General features: G+C 67.9%; 20 protein-coding genes. 7 read left to right on the top strand and 13 right to left on the bottom strand.

Annotated features, from left to right (window positions below; all coding sequences use genetic code 11):
* Positions 1-44 precede the first annotated feature (44 nt).
* Genes BA022_RS18230 through BA022_RS18210 form a run of 5 tightly spaced genes read right to left on the bottom strand, consistent with a single transcriptional unit; the run spans position 45 to position 3,848 of the window.
* Positions 45-2,309, bottom strand: coding sequence for a methyl-accepting chemotaxis protein (locus BA022_RS18230; RefSeq protein WP_015914194.1), 2,265 nt, complete (start codon positions 2,307-2,309; stop codon positions 45-47).
* 21 nt (positions 2,310-2,330) lie between these two features.
* Positions 2,331-2,858, bottom strand: coding sequence for a chemotaxis protein CheW (locus BA022_RS18225; RefSeq protein ID WP_011806673.1), 528 nt, complete (start codon positions 2,856-2,858; stop codon positions 2,331-2,333).
* Between the two features lie 16 nt (positions 2,859-2,874).
* Positions 2,875-3,240, bottom strand: coding sequence for a response regulator (locus tag BA022_RS18220; RefSeq protein WP_011806674.1), 366 nt, complete (start codon positions 3,238-3,240; stop codon positions 2,875-2,877).
* Between the two features lie 11 nt (positions 3,241-3,251).
* On the bottom strand, positions 3,252-3,644 hold the full coding sequence (locus BA022_RS18215; protein WP_015914196.1) for a response regulator: 393 nt from the start codon (positions 3,642-3,644) through the stop codon (positions 3,252-3,254).
* A gap of 51 nt (positions 3,645-3,695) precedes the next feature.
* A complete protein-coding gene (locus BA022_RS18210) occupies positions 3,696-3,848 on the bottom strand; it encodes a rubredoxin (protein WP_011806676.1) in 153 nt (50 codons plus the stop codon).
* Positions 3,849-3,963: 115 nt separating this feature from the next.
* Here BA022_RS18210 and thiD point away from each other — a divergent pair, with 115 nt between their 5' ends.
* From thiD to BA022_RS18195, 3 genes are all read left to right on the top strand, one after another.
* Positions 3,964-4,908: a bifunctional hydroxymethylpyrimidine kinase/phosphomethylpyrimidine kinase gene (thiD, locus tag BA022_RS18205; protein WP_088888386.1), complete on the top strand. Its 945-nt coding sequence runs from the start codon at positions 3,964-3,966 to the stop codon at positions 4,906-4,908.
* Positions 4,892-6,196: a glutamate-1-semialdehyde 2,1-aminomutase gene (gene hemL / locus BA022_RS18200; protein ID WP_088888385.1), complete on the top strand. Its 1,305-nt coding sequence runs from the start codon at positions 4,892-4,894 to the stop codon at positions 6,194-6,196. Before thiD ends, hemL begins: the two co-directional genes overlap by 17 nt.
* 182 nt (positions 6,197-6,378) lie before the next feature.
* Complete coding sequence (locus tag BA022_RS18195; protein WP_088888384.1) at positions 6,379-8,139, top strand: alkaline phosphatase D family protein; 1,761 nt, start codon at positions 6,379-6,381, stop codon at positions 8,137-8,139.
* Between the two features lie 86 nt (positions 8,140-8,225).
* Here the strand turns inward: BA022_RS18195 and BA022_RS18190 are convergent, their stop codons facing one another.
* The 4 genes from BA022_RS18190 to dusB form a co-directional block, all read right to left on the bottom strand.
* On the bottom strand, positions 8,226-8,693 hold the full coding sequence (locus tag BA022_RS18190; RefSeq protein ID WP_088888383.1) for a c-type cytochrome: 468 nt from the start codon (positions 8,691-8,693) through the stop codon (positions 8,226-8,228).
* A 19-nt stretch (positions 8,694-8,712) separates the two neighbouring features.
* Positions 8,713-10,314: a bifunctional phosphoribosylaminoimidazolecarboxamide formyltransferase/IMP cyclohydrolase gene (purH, locus tag BA022_RS18185; protein ID WP_088888382.1), complete on the bottom strand. Its 1,602-nt coding sequence runs from the start codon at positions 10,312-10,314 to the stop codon at positions 8,713-8,715.
* A gap of 82 nt (positions 10,315-10,396) precedes the next feature.
* Positions 10,397-10,630: a Fis family transcriptional regulator gene (locus tag BA022_RS18180; RefSeq protein WP_011806682.1), complete on the bottom strand. Its 234-nt coding sequence runs from the start codon at positions 10,628-10,630 to the stop codon at positions 10,397-10,399.
* On the bottom strand, positions 10,611-11,672 hold the full coding sequence (gene dusB, locus BA022_RS18175) for a tRNA dihydrouridine synthase DusB (RefSeq protein ID WP_088888381.1): 1,062 nt from the start codon (positions 11,670-11,672) through the stop codon (positions 10,611-10,613). Before dusB ends, BA022_RS18180 begins: the two co-directional genes overlap by 20 nt.
* A gap of 169 nt (positions 11,673-11,841) precedes the next feature.
* Between dusB and BA022_RS18170 the strand changes: the two genes are divergently transcribed.
* Complete coding sequence (locus BA022_RS18170) at positions 11,842-12,375, top strand: YqaA family protein (protein WP_088888668.1); 534 nt, start codon at positions 11,842-11,844, stop codon at positions 12,373-12,375.
* A 22-nt stretch (positions 12,376-12,397) separates the two neighbouring features.
* Here BA022_RS18170 and BA022_RS18165 read toward each other — a convergent pair whose 3' ends face one another.
* On the bottom strand, positions 12,398-13,369 hold the full coding sequence (locus BA022_RS18165) for a LysR family transcriptional regulator (protein WP_088888380.1): 972 nt from the start codon (positions 13,367-13,369) through the stop codon (positions 12,398-12,400).
* Between the two features lie 202 nt (positions 13,370-13,571).
* Here BA022_RS18165 and BA022_RS18160 point away from each other — a divergent pair, with 202 nt between their 5' ends.
* Both BA022_RS18160 and BA022_RS18155 read left to right on the top strand, forming a co-directional pair.
* On the top strand, positions 13,572-14,585 hold the full coding sequence (locus BA022_RS18160) for a tripartite tricarboxylate transporter substrate binding protein BugE (RefSeq protein ID WP_088888379.1): 1,014 nt from the start codon (positions 13,572-13,574) through the stop codon (positions 14,583-14,585).
* Between the two features lie 14 nt (positions 14,586-14,599).
* On the top strand, positions 14,600-16,018 hold the full coding sequence (locus BA022_RS18155; protein ID WP_088888378.1) for a M20 family metallopeptidase: 1,419 nt from the start codon (positions 14,600-14,602) through the stop codon (positions 16,016-16,018).
* A 197-nt stretch (positions 16,019-16,215) separates the two neighbouring features.
* On the opposite strand, the gene BA022_RS18150 is transcribed toward BA022_RS18155, so the two are convergent.
* From BA022_RS18150 to BA022_RS18140, 3 genes are all read right to left on the bottom strand, one after another.
* A complete protein-coding gene (locus BA022_RS18150) occupies positions 16,216-16,722 on the bottom strand; it encodes a GNAT family N-acetyltransferase (RefSeq protein ID WP_088888377.1) in 507 nt (168 codons plus the stop codon).
* A 165-nt stretch (positions 16,723-16,887) separates the two neighbouring features.
* A complete protein-coding gene (gene ychF / locus BA022_RS18145; protein ID WP_088888376.1) occupies positions 16,888-17,982 on the bottom strand; it encodes a redox-regulated ATPase YchF in 1,095 nt (364 codons plus the stop codon).
* Between the two features lie 121 nt (positions 17,983-18,103).
* Entirely contained in the window at positions 18,104-18,973 is an 870-nt protein-coding gene (locus tag BA022_RS18140) for an MOSC domain-containing protein (RefSeq protein WP_088888375.1), read from the bottom strand.
* 101 nt (positions 18,974-19,074) lie between these two features.
* Between BA022_RS18140 and BA022_RS18135 the strand changes: the two genes are divergently transcribed.
* A complete protein-coding gene (locus tag BA022_RS18135; protein WP_088888374.1) occupies positions 19,075-20,214 on the top strand; it encodes an FAD-dependent monooxygenase in 1,140 nt (379 codons plus the stop codon).
* Positions 20,215-20,244 lie beyond the last annotated feature (30 nt).

Here is a 20,244-nt window from a genome sequence, read left to right as displayed (position 1 = left end):
ATTCGTCCCCGGCTGATCCGGAGCAAGTTCGTTAATGGAAGACGTCAGGCAATCTTGAATCGCGCCACCGACTGGCGCAGTTCCTCGGCCACGTGAGACAGTTCACGCACCTGCTGCGCAGTCGTACGGGTACCTTCTCCGGTCTGCTCCGTCACCGCAAAAATATGCTGGATGTTGTCTGCCACGCCGTTGGCGAGGTCCGCTTCGCGGGAGGCTGACGATGAGATCTGCTCAATCAGCTCGGCCAGGCGCCGTGACACGCGGTCGATCTCCGAAAGCGCCGTTCCTGCGCTGTCCGACAGACGCGCTCCTTCCACCACGCCCTGGGTGGAACGCTCCATAGCGGCCACCGCGTCCTGGGTGTCGGTCTGAATGGCCTTCACGAGCGCCGAGATCTGGCGCGTGGCGTCTGCGGAGCGCTCCGCGAGACGCTGCACTTCTTCCGCCACCACCGAGAAGCCGCGACCGGCTTCACCGGCGGAGGCAGCCTGGATGGCCGCGTTCAGAGCCAGCACGTTGGTCTGCTCGGTAATGTCCGAGATCAGCTCGGTGATTTCGCCAATCTCCTGGGATGACTCGCCCAGGCGCTTGATGCGCTTGGACGTATCCTGGATCTGGTCGCGGATGGCGTTCATACCACCGATGGCGTTTTGCACGGCCTGCAGACCCTGGTCGGCGGCCTGCAGCGACTGGCGGGCCACCGAGGCGGATTCCTGCGCTTGCGAAGACACGTCGTTAATACGCGTTGCCATCTCGAGCACCGAACGGCCCGTTTCACGGATTTCACGCAGCTGCTCGGTCGAAGCCGCCAGCAGTTCCGTAGAGGTGCTGTCCACCTGCGCGGTGGTCTGGGCCATCCGGGCCGCGGTGTTCTGCACGTTGCCCACCAGCTGGCGGAGCTCTTCCACCGTGTAGTTCACCGAGTCGGCGATGGCGCCCGTGATGTCCTCCGTCACGGTGGCTTCCTGCGTCAGGTCCCCTTCAGCGACCGATTGCAGTTCGTTCATCAGTCGCAGAATGGCCGCCTGGTTGGCGTCGTTGATGCGCTTGGCTTCCTGTTCCTGGCGCTTGGCATCACGCTGCTGTGCTTCGGCCGTGGCTTGGCGGCTGCGGCTGTCCAGCAGCTGCACGCGCGAAATACCCACGCCGCACAGCAGCACGAAGATGCCGGCCACGGCGAGCGCGGCGAACTGGCCCGCACCCATGCCCGATTGTGCCGACAGCTTGCTTTGCAGGCCTTCCAGTTGACGGCGCAGCGGTTCGCTGTCTGCCAGGATGGCCGACTGCGCCTCACGTGCGGACACCAGACCCTGGAGGTTGCCCAGGATGGCGCCGGCTTGCGTACGCGTCTGCTCATACAGCTTGATGAGCGACTCCAGTTGCTCGCGGGTTTGGGCGTCGCGGGTGGCTGCCAGGCGGAGGTCGGCGCTACCGTCCAGCATGCCCTGTGCGATTTCCTTGAAGGAGTTCAAGTCCTTGCCCAGCAGGAACACCGCCTCGGGGCTCACGCCCTCCGTCGTTTGGAACTCGTTAGCCGACTTGCCGATACGCTGGGTCAACATCACGAGCTGGCCTGCGGCAGAAATCTCGGAGGCGGGCGCATTTTGCTGAAGCTTCAGGGACGAGACCGTCTCCGCGATCTCCAGCAGGTCCGAGGACTGGCGGTTGATGGTACGCAGAGCGTCGCCCACCTGCGTCAGGATCTTTTGCTGACCCATCACCACGCCCGCGTTGCGCTCGGCACGCTCCACAAGCGGCGTGATGGCATCCAGTTCGGGGCGGAAAGGCTCACCCAGTGCCTGCACATCCAGTTCGTTGTCGCCACCGTTGAGTGCGCGCACGTTGCGCGCCAGCACGCCCGAGCTCTCCACCACGTCGGGGAAGGCCTGGGGGCTGCCCACCAAGGCCTGCGACACGGACTTTGCAAGCCGCTGCGACTGCATCAGCGACTGGCCGGTCGCCGTCAGCTGCTGCGCCGAGCGGTTGGCTTGCTGCAGAACCCAGCCGGCAATCAAGGCGAGCACCACCAAGCCAACACCCAGCAGCATCAGCAGGCGGCGCTGGTGGACGGCAGTGGTTGCGCGGCCCAGCAGAGGCAGCGAGACCAAGTCTTCATCCGCAAACTCCCCTTCGGGATATTGCGCCGCATCGCCGGGATCGCCCTGCACGCTGGCCATGCCATCGGTCTGGTACGCATCGGCAAGCAGTCCGCCCGCCGGGTGCTGCGCCAAGTCAGTGGGGTTCAGCTCAGCATCCGGGTCGGCGGGCTTGCGGTTAAACAATTTTCCAAATGGATTGACGACGGACATGGTGCTGCCTTACAGAAATAATCAAGCGCTGATGCTGAGAAAAGCGGGATGCTGGGAAAGAGCGTGCAGGTTCAATTCCTGCCAACGCGTGCCCTGTGCATCAAGATAGGTGGTGCCGAAATAGGGGGGCGCATCGGCCTCCGGCGGCTCGGAGGCGACGAAGGCCTCCATTCCCCGCAGGCCGGACAGCCGGTCCACGAGCAAGGCGGCATTCACGTCCAGCGCACCATTGAAGGCCAGCAGGCTGGATTCTGCCAAGGCCTGCTCCGTGCGCATCTGCGCGGCGCCAAGGAGGCCCGCCAGATCCACCACGCCGGTGAGCGCGCCACGCAGGTTGGCCACGCCCAGGAACCACGGTTGGGTATACGGAACGGGCTGCACCCCGCCCCAGGGGAAGATCTCCCCCGACTGTCCAAGAGGGAGAAGGAAATAGCGTCCGGCAGACTCCACGGCCAACCAGGACGACACGGACACACCCTCGCCTCTGGCAGCCTGCAGCCGGGCGGCAAGTCGTGTCTGTAGCTCTTTCAGGGCTTCGCGGTTAGCCATGGGTATGCAGCCGGCCTCAGTTCAGCGCGTCGATCTTGGCCTGCAGTTCTGCAGGATCGACTGGCTTGGTGATGTAGCCGCGCGCGCCCTGGCGCATGCCCCACACGCGATCGGTTTCCTGGTTCTTGCTCGTGCACATGATGATGGGCACATCCGCATACTGCGGATCGCGGGTAATGGCACGGGTCAGTTGGAAACCGTTTTGGCCGGGCATGACCACGTCCATCAGGATCAGGTCCGGCTTTTCCTCGGCCAGACGGCGAAATGCCTCTTCGGCATTCTCGGCGGTACGCACTTGCATGCCCTTTTTCTGCAGCAAGTCGGTCAGAAACATCAACTCGGTCTTCGAGTCGTCCACGACCAAAACTTTCTGAATCGGCATTACAAAACTCCTTATTGGGCATTTCCAAATTGCTGCACAGCCTGCAGCAACTGGTCTTTGGTAAATGGTTTGGTCAGATATTCCTGGCAACCGACCATGCGGCCGCGCGCCTTATCGAAAACCCCGTCCTTGGATGAAAGCATTACCACGGGCGTATCAGCAAAACGCGCGTTGCGTTTGATGATGGCGCAGGTCTGATAACCATCCAGCTTGGGCATGAGGATGTCGCAGAAAATCAGCTGAGGCTGGTAATCATTGACTTTGGCCAAGGCATCGAAACCATCGTCGGCCAATAAAACCTCGTGCCCTCCCTGCTTGAGGAAAATTTCGGCGCTGCGCCGTATGGTATTGCTGTCGTCCACCACCAGGACACGGAAGGTGGGACCGGTCGTCGTCGTAGCCAATTTCTCACTGCTCCTGAGGAACGAAAAAACAACGCTGGCAGGAGCCGCGCCTCAAATCTCGACCATCTCGAAGTCTTCCTTGCGGGCGCCGCATTCGGGACAGGTCCAGTTCATGGGAACGTCTGCCCAGCGGGTGTTGGGGGCAATGCCGTGCTCGGGGCAGCCCGCAGCTTCGTCATATATCCAACCGCAAATCAAACACATCCAAGTTTTTGGGTCCGTCACAGCTTAAGGGGCCTTCACATAGAATGCAACGATTGTATCTAGTCATCACTGCCGGATGCAGCTTTCGTGCCACCGGTTACGCTGGCACCCACCCATGCAATCGAATACCCCTTCAGCACCCGACAGCCAAAGCTTGACGGCGGATGACAGCGAATCCACCGCCCCCACCATCTGCGTGATGGTTTTCAATGCAAACGACCCCAGCGGCGCGGGAGGATTGGCGGCCGATATTTCGGCGGTGTCCTCGGTCGGGGGGCATGTCGCGCCAGTGGTGACCGGGACCTATGTGCGTGACAGCGCCGAGATATTCGACCATTACGCCTTCGAAGACGAGACGGTCGCCGAGCAGGCCCGTGCCGTGCTGGAAGACATGCCGCTGCACGCGATCAAGGTCGGCTTCGTGGGGAGCCCCGAGAACCTGAGCGCCATCTCCGAGATCGCCGCCGACTATGCGGACGTGCCCGTCATCGCCTTCATGCCGGACCTGTCGTGGTGGCAGGACGATCTCATCGACCAGTACCACGACGCCTTCCGCGAGCTGTTGCTGCCGCAGACATCGGTGTTGGTTGGAAACCACAGCACCCTGTGGCGCTGGCTGCTGCCGGACTGGGGCAGTGAGCGCCCACCCTCGGCACGCGACCTGGCCATGGCAGTCGCGGAGATAGGCGTGCCCTATCTATTGGTGACCGGCATTCCCGCGGCGGAGCGGCATATCGACAATGTGCTCGCCTCACCGCAGACGGTGCTGGGCAGCGGGCGCTTCGAACGCTTTGAAGTGACTTTCATCGGAGCGGGCGAAACCCTGTCGGCCACCCTGGCGGCGCTCATTGCCACCGGCAGCGACCTGGGCGAGGCCACGAGCGAAGCGCTCACTTACCTGGACGGCTGCCTGCAGCACGGATTCCGCCCCGGCATGGGCCATGTGCTGCCCGACCGCATGTTCTGGGCCCAGCCCGACGACGAGGACACCGACGACGACGTATCTCCCTCCGCGGTCGTGGAGGGCTTCGATTTGCCACCCCATGACACACAACACTGACCTCAATCTCCCCCTTTTCGAACGCGCCAAGGCGCTCATCCCCGGCGGCGTGAATTCGCCGGTGCGCGCCTTCCGCGCCGTGGGCGGCACGCCCCGCTTTATCACGCGTGCCCAGGGCGCCTACATGTGGGACGCCAACGGCCAGCGCTTCATCGACTACATCGGCTCCTGGGGACCCATGATCCTGGGCCATGGCCACCCGGCCGTGCTGGAGGCCGTGCAGAAAGCAGCCCTGGAGGGCTTCAGCTTCGGCGCGCCGACCGAGCGTGAAGTGGAGCTGGCCGAGGAGATCATCCGCCACGTGCCTTCCATGGAGATGATCCGCCTGGTCAGCTCGGGCACCGAGGCCGGCATGAGCGCCATCCGCCTCGCGCGCGGCGCCACCCGGCGCAACAAGATCATCAAGTTCAACGGCTGCTACCACGGCCATGCCGACTCGCTGCTGGTCAAGGCCGGCTCGGGCCTGGCCACCTTCGGCCACGCCACCAGCGCCGGCGTGCCGCAAGAGGTGGTGCAGCACACCCTGGTGCTGGAATACAACGACGTGGCCCAACTGGAGGAGGCCTTCACGCTGCACGGCCCCGACGTGGCCTGCGTGATCATGGAGCCCATCGCCGGCAACATGAACTTCGTGCGCGCCAGCGTGCCCTTCATGCGCCGCGCGCGCGAGCTGTGCACGCAGCACAGCGCGTTGCTGGTCATCGACGAGGTGATGACCGGCTTTCGCGTGGCGCTGGGCGGGGCGCAAAGCCTGTACGCCCAGGCCATCCCGGGCTTCAAGCCGGACATCACCGTGCTCGGCAAGGTCATCGGCGGCGGCATGCCGCTGGCGGCCTTCGGCGGCTCGCGCGCCGTGATGGAGCAGCTTGCACCGCTGGGTCCGGTCTACCAGGCGGGCACGCTGTCGGGCAACCCGGTGGCCACGGCCTGCGGACTGGCCACGCTGCGCGAGATCGCCAAGCCCGGTTTCTACGACGCCCTGGGCGCCCGAACCCGCGCCCTGATCGACGGCCTCGCGGGCGCGGCCAGCGCTGCGGGTGTGCCGTTCTGCGGCGACACCCAGGGCGGCATGTTCGGCTTCTTCCTGCTGCCGCAACTGCCGCAGAACTACCCCGAGGTGCTCAACACCGACGGCATGCGCTTCAACACGCTGTTCCACGGCCTGCTGGACGGCGGCGTCTACATTGCCCCAGCGCTCTACGAAGCCGGCTTTGTGAGTGCCGCCCACACCGAGCAGGACATCGCCGACACCGTGGCCGTGGCGCGCGACGTGTTCCAGAAGCTATAGTTTTCATAGCTTCCAGCGTTTGATGGGAGAGCGCTGGAGGCATAAAACGTGCCTACTCACCCGCACCCATCCTTGCGGGTGACCGGCGGATGGGCGCACTGACGCGTGCGCGACGGTGGTTCATGAAACCGTCATCCCTTGCTGCGAGCCTTGGCGGGTTCATCACCTTTCACCCGCCCGCCATGCAGCGACACGACGATTCCAAGCCCCTCACCAACCTCCTGCAGGCTGCGCACGCCAGCACCCCGCCCGCCGCAGACGGCGGGCGCCGCCGTTTCGTGCGGCAGATCACGCTGGGCGCCGCCGCGCTGGGCACCCTGCCCCTGGCGGCCTGCGGCGGCGGCGACGATGACGCACCCGCCGTACAGTTCACGCACGGCGTGGCCAGCGGCGACCCGCTGGCCGACCGCGTCATGCTCTGGACGCGCGTCACGCCGCCCGCCGACTTCAGCGCCGAGATCCCCGTGCAGTGGGAGGTGGCCAGCGACGCCGCCTTCGCCAGCATCGTGGCGCGCGGCGAGGTGCGCACCAGCGCCGCGCGCGACTACACGGTCAAGGTGGACGCCACGGGCCTGAAGCCCGCCACCGCCTACCACTACCGCTTCAAGGCTTTCGAGGCCACCTCGCCCACGGGACGCACCCGCACCCTGCCCACGGGCAGCGTGGCCCAGGTGAAGCTGGCCGTGTTCTCGTGCGCCAACTACCCGGCCGGCTACTTCAACGTGTACGCCGATGCCGCCCGGCGCGGCGACCTGGACGCCACCGTGCACCTGGGCGACTACCTCTACGAATACGGCCAGGGCGGCTACGCCTCGGGCAACGCGGCGGCGCTGAGCCGCCTGTCCCAGCCGGCCAACGAGATCCTGAGCCTGGCCGACTACCGCACGCGCCATGCCCAGTACCGGACCGATGCCGACCTGCAGGCGCTGCACGCCGCCGCGCCCATGATCGCCGTGTGGGACGACCACGAGATCGCCAACGACACCTGGATGAACGGCGCGGAAAACCACCAAGCCGCCGAAGGCAGCTTCGCCGCGCGCAAGGCCGTGGCGCTGCAGGCGTACCACGAGTGGATGCCCACACGCAACGCGCAGCCGGACGTCATTTACCGCAGCTTCGCCTTCGGCAACCTGCTGGCGCTGCACATGCTGGACACGCGCGTGGTGGGACGCGATGCGCAGGTCGACTACGCCGCCTTCTTCAAGCCCGGCGGCTTCGACGCAGCGGGCTTCACCGCAGCCGTCGGCAACCCCGCGCGCCAGTTGCTGGGCACCGCGCAGACGCAATGGCTGCAGCAGCAGATGGCCGCCTCCAGCGCCACCTGGCAGATGCTGGGCCAGCAGGTGCTGATGGGCCGCATGAACATCCCCGCGCCCATCCTCATGGAAACGCTGCAGCCGGGCAGCGGCGTGACGGTGTCGCGCTACGCGGCCATCGTCGCCAAGGCGCGCACGGCGCCCGCCACGCTCACGCCCGAAGAGCAGGCCATCTTGGCGCAGCCCTCCATCCCCTACAACCTGGATGCGTGGGACGGCTACCAGGCCGCCCGCGAGACGGTGCTGGGCATGGCCCGCGCCATGAACAAGAACCTGGTGGTGCTGGCGGGCGACACGCACAACGCCTGGGCCAGCGAGCTGAACGACATGAACGGCAACCCCGTGGGCGTGGAGTTCGCCACCTCGTCGGTGAGCTCGCCCGGCTTCGAGGAATACCTGCCCAATGAAAACCCGGCCACGCTGTCGGCGGCGCTGCTGCAGCTGGTGGAGCCACTCAAGTACTGCGACACCGCGCGCCGCGGCTACATGGTGGTGACCGCCACGGCCACCGAATGCCGTGCGCAGTGGGTGTACGTGAGCACCATCACCAGCCGCCAGTTCACCACCAGCGCCGAGACCACACTGGCCGTACAGGCCGGCACGCCGGGCCGCCTGCGGAAGGTGTGAGCGGGACGGCGCAAGCGGTGCCGCCGTCCACGCGAGTGGTTTACAGCGTTTTCTGACTCTAACGCCCGTCTAATAAGCGCTAACAGCTATTGATTCAATAGCACACCACCCTCGGCGGGCGGCAGCGCCAACAGCCACTGCGCCATCTGCAGGGCCTGCGCCTCGGTGATCTGGGGATGGCGCGGCATCAGCGTGCGGCCCCATACGCCCACGCTGCCCTCGCGGATCCTGCCGGCCAGGTACGCGGCCGCATCACTGCGGCCGGCGTAGCGCGCGGCGATCTGGCGAAAGCCCGGGCCTACGGCGTGCCGCTCCAGGCCATGGCAACGCAGGCAATCCGATGCCTCGACCAGCGCGCGGCCCGCGGCCCGTTCCGGGTGCGCCTGCTGGGCGGCGTCCAGCGCCTGGGCTGCGGGCCCCGGCTGCAGGATGCGCCAGCCCACGTTGAGCACGCCCAGCACCACCAGCACCATGAACACCACCAGCGCCCAGCCCAGCCAGCGGGGCCGGGGCGGCGGTGTGTCGTCGTGCAGCGGGTCTGGGTCCACCGGCATGCGGCGTGGTCAGCGCGTGTCAGTGGCGGAAGTGGCGCACGCCCGTGAAGACCATGGCCACGCCGCGCTCGTTGGCCGCGTCGATGACCTCCTGGTCGCGCATGGAACCGCCGGGCTGAGCCACGCAGGTCGCGCCCGCGTCGACCACCACGTCCAGCCCATCGCGGAACGGGAAGAAGGCGTCGCTGGCCACCACGGTGTTCTGCAGGGACAGGCCCGCGGCCTGCGCCTTGATGCTGGCGATGCGCGCCGAATCCAGCCGGCTCATCTGGCCCGCACCCACGCCCATGGTCATGCCGCCCTTCACGAACACGATGGCGTTGCTCTTGACGTACTTGGCCACCTTCCAGGCGAACAGCAGGTCCTGCATCTCTTCCTGCGTGGGCTGCTTGAGGGTCACCACCTTCACATCGGGCAGTTGCAGCTCATGGTTGTCGGCCGTCTGCAGCAGCAGGCCCGAGCCCACGCGCTTGGCGTCCATCAGGTTGCGCCCCTGCTCCCACGCCGTGGCACCGCCGGAGGCAGGCAACGCGATCTTCATCAGGCGCACGTTGGCCTTGGCCTTGAACACCTCCAGCGCCTCGGGCGTGAAGTCGGGCGCCATCAGCACTTCGACGAACTGCTTGGCGATCTGCTGCGCGGCCGCGCCGTCCACGGGGCGGTTCAGCGCGATGATGCCGCCGAAGGCGCTCGTCGGGTCGGTCTGGAAGGCCTTGCTGTAGGCCTCCAGCGCGCTCGTACCCACGGCCACGCCGCAGGGGTTGGCATGCTTGACGATCACGCAGGCCGGCAGCTTGAAACTCTTGACGCATTCCCAGGCCGCGTCGGCGTCGGCGATGTTGTTGTACGAGAGTTCCTTGCCCTGCAGCTGCACGCCGGTGACGATGGAGCCGGGCGCGGGGTGCAGGTCGCGGTACAGCGCGGCCTGCTGGTGGCTGTTCTCGCCGTAGCGCAGGTCCTGGATCTTGGTGAAGATGCCGTTGCTCTGGCCGGGGAACAGCGCGCGTTCGGGCACGTAGCTCTCGGACAGCTTGGCCTCGTCGAACTGGATGGACGACAGGTAGTCGCTGATGGCGCCGTCGTACTGCGCGATGCGGTTGAACGCCGCCACCGACAGCGCGAAGCGCAGCTTGTCGGACAGCTTGCCCGCGGCCTTCAACTCGCCCAGCACCGCGTCGTACTGGTCGGCCGAGGTGACCACGCCCACGTCCTTCCAGTTCTTGGCAGCGCTGCGCACCATGGCGGGGCCGCCGATGTCGATGTTCTCGATGGCGTCGGCCAGCGTGCAGCCGGCCTTGGCCACCGTGGCCTCGAACGGGTAGAGGTTGACCACCAGCAGGTCGATGGTGTCGATGCCGTGCTCCTTCAGCGCCGCCATGTGCGCAGGCAGCTCGCGGCGCGCCAGCAGGCCGCCATGCACCTTGGGGTGCAGCGTCTTCACGCGGCCGTCCAGCATCTCGGGGAACTGCGTGACCTCGGCCACCTCGGTGACGGGCAGGCCGCTCTCGGCCAGCAGCTTGGCGGTGCCGCCGGTGGACAGCAGGCGGATGCCCAGCGCATGCAGTGCCTGGGCAAATTCGACGATGCCGGTCTTGTCGGAGACGGAAAGGAGTGCGTTCATGGGGGACTCGTGATGATTTTGATGAAATCGGGCTGTAGCGCTTGATGGGAAAGCGCCACCAGCTATTCTTTTAGAAGCAACATCAGAGCAGCTTGTGCTCCACCAGCTTCTTGCGCAGCGTGTTGCGGTTCAGCCCCAGCCATTCGGCGGCGCGGGACTGGTTGTTGTCGGCGTGGCTCATCACCACCTCCAGCAGCGGCTTTTCCACCAGGCGCACGACCATGTCGTACACGCCGTCGGGCGTCTCGCCGCCCAGGTCGCGAAAGTAGCCCTGCAGGCTCTCGCGCACGCATTGTTCAATGTTGTTCCGGCTCATGCTCTGTTTCCCTCACGGGCGGGACCGCGTCGGCGCCGTCGTGTGCGGACGGCAGCCGGTCCATCTGCGCGCCCAGCGCGCTGAAGAAATCGGCCACCGCCTGCCACTGCGCCGCGCAGTCCTCGATGGTGTTGATGTGTTGTCGCAGTGCCTCGCCGCCCGGCAGCGCGCGCACATACCAGGCGATGTGCTTGCGCGCGCTGCGCACGCCGCTGGCCTCGCCGTACAGGCCGTAGTGGTCCTGCAGGTGCTCCAGCAGCAGGCGGCGCACCTCGGCCACCAGCGGTGGCGCGAGGTGCTCGCCAGTGGCGAGGTAGTGGCCGATCTCGCGGAAGATCCACGGCCGGCCCTGGGCCGCGCGCCCGATCATGACCGCGTCGGCGCCTGTGGCGGCCAGCACCGCCCGGGCTTTCTCGGGCGACGTGATGTCGCCATTGGCCACCACGGGCACGCGCACCGCGGCCTTCACGGCAGCGATGGTGTCGTACTCCGCCTGGCCCTTGTACCCCTGCTCGCGCGTGCGGCCGTGCACGGTCAGCATCTGGATGCCCACGTCCTCGAAGCGGCGCGCCAGCACCACGGCGTTCCTGTGCTGCTGGCACCAGCCGGTGCGCATCTTCAGCGTGACCGGCACGCCGCGCGGTGCGCAGGCGGCCACCACGGCCTCGGCGATCTCCACGGCCAGGGCTTCGTTCTGCATCAGGGCGGAGCCCGCCCACTTGTTGCAGACCTTCTTGGCGGGGCAGCCCATGTTGATGTCGATGATCTGTGCGCCGCGGTCGATGTTGTAGAGCGCGGCCTCGGCCATCATGGCCGCGTCGGTGCCGGCGATCTGCACCGCGATCGGGCCGGGCTCGCCCTCGTGGTTGGCGCGGCGGCTGGTCTTGAGGCTGTTCCACAGGTCCTTGCGCGAGGTCACCATCTCGCTCACCGCATAGCCCGCGCCCAGCCGCTTGCACAGCTGGCGAAACGGCCGGTCCGTCACGCCCGCCATGGGGGCGACGAACAGGCGGTTGGCCAAGGGAATGGGGCCGATCTGCATGGACGGTACGGGCGGGCTGGGGGTGTGTGGGCGAAGGGGCGGATTCTACCTGCCCAAAATTTCAGCAACCGAAAAGCCAGCACTGGGATTGCGCATGTTGCGCCCGAGGGTGGCGACGCAGCCAGCGCACCGCTGCCCCTACACTCGCAGCCCTGCTATGGAAATCTGGATGCACCAACTGCTGGACCTGCTGGCTCTGCCCCAATTCGGCCTGAGCACGGTGTTCATCGTGGCCTTCATCTCCGCCACGCTGCTGCCCGTGGGCTCGGAGCCGGCGGTGTTCGGCCTGGTCAAGCTGAACCCCGAACTGCTCTGGCCCGCGATCCTGGTGGCCACGGCCGGCAACACGCTGGGCGGCGCGGTCAGTTGGTGGATGGGCCTGGGCGCGCACCGCGCCTGGGACGCCGCCCGCCGGCACCGCCATGCGGGCCATGCGCAGGCCCCCGCCAAGCCCGCCCGCGAACTGAGCCGCACCGAACGGCGCGCCCGCGTGTGGCTGCGCCGCTGGGGGCCCAAGACCTGCCTGCTGAGCTGGCTGCCCGTGGTGGGCGACCCGCTGTGCGCCGTGGCCGGCTGGCTGCGCATGCCGTTCTGGCCCTGCCTGCTCTACATGGCGATTGGCAAGTTCTTCCGCTATGCCAGCATGACGGTCGGCCTGCTGTACCTGGTGCCGGGCGACTGGGTACGCTGGCTGCACGCCTGACCCCCGCGCCCGGCTGAGCGCCTCACCCCAGGGGATGCGCGGCACGCCACAGCTTCAGCAGGTCCTGCAGCAACGGGGGACCCGGCTCCCGCGCATGCATCACCCCCAGGTCGGCCAGCGCCAAGGCCGCGCGGTCCACCGCCATGTCCAGAATGCGGATTCCGCCCGCCGGGCGGTCATGCGCCAGGCCGGGCACGATGCTGCGCGGCACCAGGGCCACGGCGCGCGGGTGGCCGAGCAGCCCTTCCAGCACCGGCAGCGACACGGTGGACACCGGAAACCACTGCGCCTGCGGCAGCTGCGCCAGCACCGTGTGCTCGAAGATGTCGCGCACAGCGATGTTGGAAGTCGGCAGCACCCAGCGCGCGTCCCCGAGCGCCGCCAGCGGCACGGCCTGACGCACCGCCAGCGGATGGGTGCCGGCTGCGACAACCACTGCCTCGTCGCGCAGCAGCGGCTCGAACACAAAGCTCTCGGGCAACAGCGCAGGACGTCGGCAGAACACGGCGTCCAGCCCGCCACTGATCAAAAGCGACAGCAGGCGCGGCCCCTCGCCCTCCTGCACATCCACATGCACCTGGGGCCGCAGCGCATAGAACTGCGCCAGCAACTGCGCGAGGATGGCGTGCGCGGCTGCGGGGATGGAGCCCAGCCGCAGCGCGGCCGACGCGCCCATGCGGATCGCGGCCAGTGTTTCCGACACGTCCTCCAGTTGGTTCATCACGCTGCGCACGGCGTCGATCAGCGCCTGCCCAGCCTGGGTGGGGCGGATGCCGCGCGAGTGCCGCTCGAACAGCCGCAGATCCAGCACCCGTTCCAGCTCCGCCAGCGCCTGGGTGGCGGCGGACTGGCTCATGTCCAGATGGGCGGCCGCCTTCGCGATTGAGCAGCACTGCTGCAGGGCCAGCAGCAGTTGCAACTGGCGCAGGCGTACATGCTTGGCCAGGCGTGAGAACAGCACGCGGCCTTCGGGGAAGCTATCGGATTCGCGCATAGGTTCTCCAGGTTGTCCTTAGAGACTCGGATGCTCCAGTATGCAGCCATCGGTCCTGCTTATACCTTCCTGTCAAAACGGTGCCCGCGGGCAACCGGTTTTTTCTATATTCGCGGCACATGCAATGCGTGCATGAGCAGCAACGATTCACGCATACCCCGGCGTCTGGTTTTTCGACGCTTGAACCTGAAGGACACCTCCCATGCGCAACACCCCTGTGCCCGCCCGACGCCTGAGCCTCAAGTCACTCACCCTCTCCACCCTCGCCGCGGGCGCCGCCCTCGCACTGTCCCCTGCCGCACGGGCCGCCGACGCCTATCCCAGCAAGCCCGTCAAGCTGATCGTGCCGTTCGCGGCCGGCGGTTCGACCGACATCGTGGCCCGCGTGCTGGCCGAAGGCATGCGCCAGACGCTGGGCCAGTCCATCGTGGTGGACAACAAGGCCGGCGCGGGCGGCCTGCTCGGCACGGAGGCCCTGGCCAACGCGGCAGCCGACGGCTACACCATCGGCATGGCCACGGTGAGCACCATGACCATCAACCCGCTGCTGTACACCCGCGCGGCCAACCTGGGCGCCAAGCTCACCCCCGTGGCCAACCTGGTCACCATGCCCTCCGTCTACATGGTGCACCCCAGCCTGGGCGTGAACAGTTTCGAGGCCTTCGTGGCCAAGGCCAAGGCACAGCCCAAGCAGATCAGCGGCGCCGTACCGGGGCCGGGCACGCTGGGCCACCTGATGCTGGCGTCGTTCAACGAGACACTGAAGACCGACATCCTGGTCGTGCCCTACCGCGGCAACGGCCCTGCGCTCAACGATGCGCTGGCCGGCATGGTGCAGGTGATGCCCGACCAGCTGCCCTCGTCCCTGCCCCACATCAAGAGCGGCAAGCTGATTGCGGTGGCGCTGGCCTCCGAAAGCCGCTCGCCCGAACTGCCGAACGTGCCCACCTTCAAGGAACTAGGCTACAACGACCTGAACCAGCTGGGCATCAGCTGGTTCGGCATCGTCGCGCCCAAGAACACGCCCGCCGCCATCGTCAAGCGGCTGCAGGAGGCGGCTGTCAAGGCGGCGCACCTGCCCGACGTGCAAAAGCGCCTCAAGACCCTGGGCGCCACCCCCACCGACATGGACCAGAGCCAGTTCGCAGCCCAGATCACCGCGCAGACACAACGCCACAAGGTGCTGCTGGACAAGGCCGGCGTGAAGCCCGAGTAAGCAGGCCGATTCCCATGCGCTCACTGCAGGACTTCTTCACACGCGAAACACCGCGCATGCATGCGCTGGCGGACCAGATCTGGTCGCTGGCCGAGCTGCGCTATGCCGAGACGGCGTCCGCCCAGCTGCACATCGATGCCCTGGCCGGTGTGGGCTTTCGCGTCACGCGCAACGTGGCCGGCATCCCCACCGCCTTCATGGCCGAGTGGGGCGACGAGGGGCCGGTGATCGCCTTCCTGGGCGAGTACGACGCCCTCTCGGGCATGAACCAGCAAAGCGGCGCCCTGGTGTGCACGCCGTCCGTGGACAGCCCCGGCCTGGCCGGGCACGGCTGCGGGCACCACCTGCTGGGCACCTCGGCCCACTTCGCCGCGATTGCGCTGCAGGCGCACCTGCAGGCCACGGGCGCGAAGGCGCGCGTGCGCTTCTACGGCTGTCCGGCCGAGGAAGGCGGCTCGGGCAAGACCTTCATGGCGCGCGAAGGCGCGTTCGATGACGTGGACGCCGCGCTTACCTGGCACCCGGCCAGCTTCACGGGCGTCTTCAGCCAGAGCACGCTTGCCAACATCCAGGCCAGGTTCATCTTCCACGGCAAGGCCTCGCATGCCGCGCACTCGCCCCACCTGGGCCGCAGTGCGCTCGACGCGGTGGAACTCATGAACGTGGGCGTGAACTACCTGCGCGAGCACATGCCTTCGGACGCCCGTGTGCACTACGCCGTGACGGACTCGGGCGGCCTGTCGCCCAACGTGGTGCAGGCCCGCGCCGAGGTGCTGTACCTGATCCGCGCGGCGCGCAACCACGAGGCCGCCGAGCTCTACGAGCGCGTGCAGAACGTGGCGCGCGGCGCGGCACTGATGACCGACTGCCGCGTGGAGATCGTGTTCGACAAGGCCTGCTCCAACCTGCTGCAAAACACCACGCTGAACCAGGTGCTCTACGCCAGACTGCAGGCCGAGGGCGCGCTGGCCGTGGATGCCCGCGAACGGGGCCGGGCGGCGGACTTCCAGGCCACGCTCAGCCCGGGCGACATCGACGCCGTCAGCCGCCCGCTGGCCAGCGTGCTGCGCGGCCAGGTGCCCGCCGTGTTCGAAGGTGTGGCGCCCTACGACCCTGCGGCCAACGAGACCATGTTCGGCTCGACCGACGTGGCCGACGTGAGCTGGATCACCCCCACCGTGCAGGCCTGGGTGGCCTGCTATGCCTTCGGAACGCCGCTGCACTCATGGCAGATGGTGTCGCAGGGCAAGTCCTCCCTGGCGCACGCCGGCATGGTGCGCGCCGCCAGGGTGCTCACGGCGACGGCCATCGAGCTGGTACAGCAACCCGGACTGATCGCCCAGGCCAAGGCGGAGCTGCTGGAGCGCCGGCAGGGCCAGCCCTACACCTGCCCGATCCCGGCCGAGGTGCCGCTGCCCTTTCTGCGCCCATAGGCACACGGCGTCCACGATGACGCCGTGCGAAATCACTTCAAATTTGATAGCTTCCAGCGCTTATACACAGGGCGCCAGAGCCGCTTTTGGCTTGAATTCTCAAGCCGCAGGCTGGTGGTGCGGCCGCCAGGCGCCTCCCGGCGGGTACCGTCGCCGGCACCCCACTTGCGCCAGGCCGGCTCCTGCTTTCGCGCGCCCTATGCCGGAGCCGTACCGCACCCGGCCAAGGCCCCGGCGCGTTGCCAGCAGTAGGTCCAGAGGCCATCCTCGATGCCCAGCGCCTCCAGCCGCCGCCAGCCCTGCGCCTCGAAAAAGGCCTGCGCCTGCGGGTTGTCGTCGGCCACGTAGGCGCGCCAGTGCGGTCGTGCTTTCAGGGCGGGCAGCGCGCACAGCGCCTGCCAGGCGCGCCGCCCCCAGCCCTGGCCACGACGCCGGGGATCGACGGCGAAATCGGTGATCACCCAGCAACCCACCTCCGGGTCGGGCGTGAGCCCGACGACGGCCAGCAGCACGCCATCGGCCAGTACCGCCCATTCCTCGCCATTGGTGTCGGCCAGCACATCCGCCAGCCACTCGTCATCCATGGGGCCCAGATGCCGGTCCAGCAGCGGGTCCGCGTACCAGCGCCGGTAGGCGGCAAAGTCCCCTGCCTGAAAGCGCCGCACCTCCATCACGGCGTGCGGCGACGGCTTTGCAGCCCCCATGCCTGGACTCCTCTCTGCGGTTCGTGCGATTGCCGGCAGGCTCCGCACCCTGCCCAGAGCGCCAGACCCCGCGGCGCTCGCCGCCGGTGCGCACCCCGGCCGCCGCCATGGCCTGCGGCGCCGTTCCGGTCTGTCCCGCAGAGGCTGCGGGACCGGCCCCGGTGGTCAGACGTTGAACAGGAAGTTCATCACATCGCCATCCTTGACGATGTATTCCTTGCCTTCGGCGCGCATCTTGCCCGCGTCCTTGGCGCCCTGCTCGCCCTTGTACTGGATGAAATCCTCGAACGCGATGGTCTGCGCGCGGATGAAGCCGCGCTCGAAGTCGCCGTGAATCACGCCGGCCGCCTGCGGCGCGGTATCGCCCACGTGGATGGTCCAGGCGCGCACTTCCTTCACGCCGGCGGTGAAGTAGGTCTGCAGGCCCAGCAGCTTGAAGCCCGCGCGGATCAGGCGGTTCAGGCCCGGCTCCTCCAGCCCCATTTCCTGCAGGAACATGTCGCGGTCCTCGTCGCCCATCTCGGCCATCTCGGCCTCGATCTTGGCGCAGATGGCGACCACGGGCGCGCCCTGGGCCTCGGCATAGGCCTTGAGCTTGTCCAGCAGGGGGTTGTTCTCGAAGCCGTCTTCGGCCACGTTGCCCACGAACATCGCCGGCTTGGCGGTGATCAGGCAGAACTGCTTGAGCAGCGGCGCGTCTTCCTTGGACACGGGCACGGTGCGCGCCGGCTTGCCCTCATCCAGCGCAGCCTGGATGGGCGTGAGCAGTTGCACCAGCTTGGCGGCTTCCTTGTCGTTGCCGCTCTTGGCCGCCTTGCTGTAGCGCTGCAGGGCCTTCTCGACGGTGGCCAGGTCGGCCAGGCACAGCTCGGTCTGGATGACCTCGATGTCGGCGATGGGGTCCACGCGGCCGGCCACGTGGATCACGTTCGGGTCCTCGAAGCAACGCACCACGTTGACGATGGCATCGGTCTCGCGGATGTGCGCCAGGAACTGGTTACCCAGGCCTTCGCCCTTGGAGGCACCAGCCACCAGGCCCGCGATGTCGACGAACTCGACGATGGCGGGCACGATGCGCTCGGGATTGATGATCTCTGCCAGCTGCTGCAGGCGCGGATCGGGCACCTCCACCACGCCGGTGTTGGGCTCGATGGTACAAAAAGGGTAGTTCTCGGCGGCAATGCCGGCCTTGGTGAGGGCGTTAAAGAGGGTGGACTTGCCGACGTTGGGCAGGCCCACGATGCCGCATTTCAGGCTCATGGCAGGGCTTTCGTAGGTTCGGGAGACAAACCCGCCATTTTACGGGAGGGGGTATGAAGCGAAGCGCGCGCGCCAATGCCCCGCAGGCGCTCCCCTCGCCAGGCGCCCCCGCAGGGCCCCCTCAGTCGAACCGCAGGTTGGCCGCCACGGGCTGGCCCACGCGCAGCACCGTGCCCGAGCCCTCGCGCACGATGGCATTCATGGCGAAGGTGATCGCGCCATCCATGCGCGGGTCCTGGCGGTAACGGCGCAGGGCCGTGCTGACGGCCGGGGTGCTCTCGGCCGTGGCGGGGTCGATGTTGGGGATGGGGCAGCGCGTGCACGGCTTGACGAGCTGCAGCCGCACCTCGCCTTCGCCCGTGCCGATGAACAGCTCGTCGATGCGGTCTTCGTCGTGCGCCTCGACCCCGGCAATCACCAGGTTGGGCCGAAAGCGCTCCATGCCCACCGCCCCCTCGCCCGCGGCCAGCAGCCGCTCGTTGAGGCCGTCCAGCGACCCCTGGCTCGCCACCAGCAGCGGAAAGCCGTCCGCGAACTGGGTGGGCGCCTCGATGCCGCCGGTCCACCGCAGACTGGACAGCCGGCGGTGCTCCGGGTCAAACCGCACCAGCCGGCAGCGCAGCCCCAAAAAGTCCGAAAACCACTGCGCGGCCAGGTCGCCCATGTCCCAGGCGGGCACGGTGTCGTCCCACACCTGCACGGTGGCCGGCTGCTCCACCCGGTCCAGCGCCACATGCAGCGCCAGCATGCCGGGTGCGCGCAGCACCAGGTCGTCGCTGCGCAACTGCGGGCGAATCAGCGCCATGCGCGGCAGCGTGCGCTGCGACAGGAACACGCCCTGCGCGTCGACCACCATCCAGGCGCGGTCCAGGTCCAGCCCGGTATCGGTCAGCAAAGCCTGCTGCACCTCGATGCCCGCGCAGGACTTCACGGGATGGATGAACAGCCGGGCCACGGTACCGGTCAAGTCATGGTCTGCACGAAAGCTCACGCTGCTGCTCCTGTCGCTGTCGATGGATGAGGGGACTGGCCCGCGATTGTGCCGCCGCCCCACCCGGCGCAGGGGCGTAGCGCGGCTCCTACAATCCCGGGATGGCGCAGACATTTGACGTATGTATCCGCGGCGCGGGCGTGGTGGGCCGCACCTTGGCACTCTTGTTGGCGCGCGACCGCCTGCGCGTGGCGCTGGTGGGCCCGCCGGAGGGCTCCCCCTCCGACGGCGACGTGCGCGCCTACGCGCTCAACGCCGCCTCGCGCGCGCTGCTGGAATCCGTGCGCGGCTGGCCCGACGCGCAGCATGCGACGGCCGTGCTGCAGATGCAGGTGCACGCCGACCAGGACGGCCAGGTGCGCTTTGACGCAGCCCAGCAGGGCCACGACGCGCTGGCCTGGATCGTGGACGTGCCCGCGCTGGAGGCGCGCCTGGCAGATGCCGTGCGCTTTCAGCCGCTGGTGGAGCCGGTCGCCGCGCCCGTGGACGCCGCGCTCACCGTGGTGTGCGAAGGCCGCGCCAGCCGCACGCGCGCCGAGTTCGGTGCCGAATTCGACATCACCCCCTACGCCCAACACGCGATCGCCACGCGGCTGGTGTGCGAGCGGCCCCACGGCCAGGTGGCGCGCCAGTGGTTCCTGCCCGACGGCGGCATCCTCGCCTTCCTGCCGCTGGACGGCGCCCAGGGGCGCACCGTGGCCGTGGTGTGGTCGGTGCCGCAGGAGCAGGCTCCGCACTGGCTGCAGGCCGACGAAGGCAGCTTCACCCAGCGCCTGCGCGAAGCCAGCCGCGATGCGCTGGGCGCTTTGCAGCTCGCGGGCCCGCGCGCGAGCTGGCCGCTGCAGCAGGCCCAGGCGCGCCACTGGTGCGGCGCCCTGCCCGGCCAGCCTGCCCTGGGTGCGCGCCGTAGCTGGGCACTGGCCGGCGACGCCGCACACAACGTGCACCCCCTGGCCGGCCAGGGCCTGAACCTGGGCCTGGGCGACGCGCGCACGCTGGCGCGTGTGCTGCACGAGCGCGCGGCCTGGCGCAGCGTGGGCGATCTGCGCCTGCTGCGCAGCTACGAGCGCGAACGCAAGGCCGCGCTGCTGCCGATGGGCATGGCCATGGACGGCCTGCAGCAACTCTTCACCCGGCGCGAGGGCGCGCTGGCCGCGCTGCGCAACTGGGGCATGAAGGGCTTCGAGCGCAGCGGCCCGCTCAAGGCCTGGGTGGCCCGCCAGGCCATGGGCGCTGACTGATACGACGAGCCCCCTTTTTCTGAGTAGAAC

The organism is Diaphorobacter nitroreducens, from assembly GCF_002214645.1.
GTDB classification, from domain to species: domain Bacteria; phylum Pseudomonadota; class Gammaproteobacteria; order Burkholderiales; family Burkholderiaceae_C; genus Diaphorobacter; species Diaphorobacter nitroreducens.
Note: the sequence above shows the minus strand (reverse complement) of the source record. Positions and strands in the feature narration are given on the sequence as shown.

What these genes read in the sequence shown, in the direction of transcription:
- BA022_RS18230 (WP_015914194.1), bottom strand. Translation starts at nt 2,309, where the DNA reads ATGTCCGTCGTCAATCCATTTGGAAAATTGTTTAACCGCAAGCCCGCC.
- BA022_RS18225 (WP_011806673.1), bottom strand. Translation starts at nt 2,858, where the DNA reads ATGGCTAACCGCGAAGCCCTGAAAGAGCTACAGACACGACTTGCCGCC.
- BA022_RS18220 (WP_011806674.1), bottom strand. Translation starts at nt 3,240, where the DNA reads ATGCCGATTCAGAAAGTTTTGGTCGTGGACGACTCGAAGACCGAGTTG.
- BA022_RS18210 (WP_011806676.1), bottom strand. Translation starts at nt 3,848, where the DNA reads ATGTGTTTGATTTGCGGTTGGATATATGACGAAGCTGCGGGCTGCCCC.
- thiD (WP_088888386.1), top strand. Translation starts at nt 3,964, where the DNA reads ATGCAATCGAATACCCCTTCAGCACCCGACAGCCAAAGCTTGACGGCG.
- hemL (WP_088888385.1), top strand. Translation starts at nt 4,892, where the DNA reads ATGACACACAACACTGACCTCAATCTCCCCCTTTTCGAACGCGCCAAG.
- BA022_RS18195 (WP_088888384.1), top strand. Translation starts at nt 6,379, where the DNA reads ATGCAGCGACACGACGATTCCAAGCCCCTCACCAACCTCCTGCAGGCT.
- BA022_RS18190 (WP_088888383.1), bottom strand. Translation starts at nt 8,693, where the DNA reads ATGCCGGTGGACCCAGACCCGCTGCACGACGACACACCGCCGCCCCGG.
- purH (WP_088888382.1), bottom strand. Translation starts at nt 10,314, where the DNA reads ATGAACGCACTCCTTTCCGTCTCCGACAAGACCGGCATCGTCGAATTT.
- BA022_RS18180 (WP_011806682.1), bottom strand. Translation starts at nt 10,630, where the DNA reads ATGAGCCGGAACAACATTGAACAATGCGTGCGCGAGAGCCTGCAGGGC.
- dusB (WP_088888381.1), bottom strand. Translation starts at nt 11,672, where the DNA reads ATGCAGATCGGCCCCATTCCCTTGGCCAACCGCCTGTTCGTCGCCCCC.
- BA022_RS18170 (WP_088888668.1), top strand. Translation starts at nt 11,842, where the DNA reads ATGCACCAACTGCTGGACCTGCTGGCTCTGCCCCAATTCGGCCTGAGC.
- BA022_RS18165 (WP_088888380.1), bottom strand. Translation starts at nt 13,369, where the DNA reads ATGCGCGAATCCGATAGCTTCCCCGAAGGCCGCGTGCTGTTCTCACGC.
- BA022_RS18160 (WP_088888379.1), top strand. Translation starts at nt 13,572, where the DNA reads ATGCGCAACACCCCTGTGCCCGCCCGACGCCTGAGCCTCAAGTCACTC.
- BA022_RS18155 (WP_088888378.1), top strand. Translation starts at nt 14,600, where the DNA reads ATGCGCTCACTGCAGGACTTCTTCACACGCGAAACACCGCGCATGCAT.
- BA022_RS18150 (WP_088888377.1), bottom strand. Translation starts at nt 16,722, where the DNA reads ATGGGGGCTGCAAAGCCGTCGCCGCACGCCGTGATGGAGGTGCGGCGC.
- ychF (WP_088888376.1), bottom strand. Translation starts at nt 17,982, where the DNA reads ATGAGCCTGAAATGCGGCATCGTGGGCCTGCCCAACGTCGGCAAGTCC.
- BA022_RS18135 (WP_088888374.1), top strand. Translation starts at nt 19,075, where the DNA reads ATGGCGCAGACATTTGACGTATGTATCCGCGGCGCGGGCGTGGTGGGC.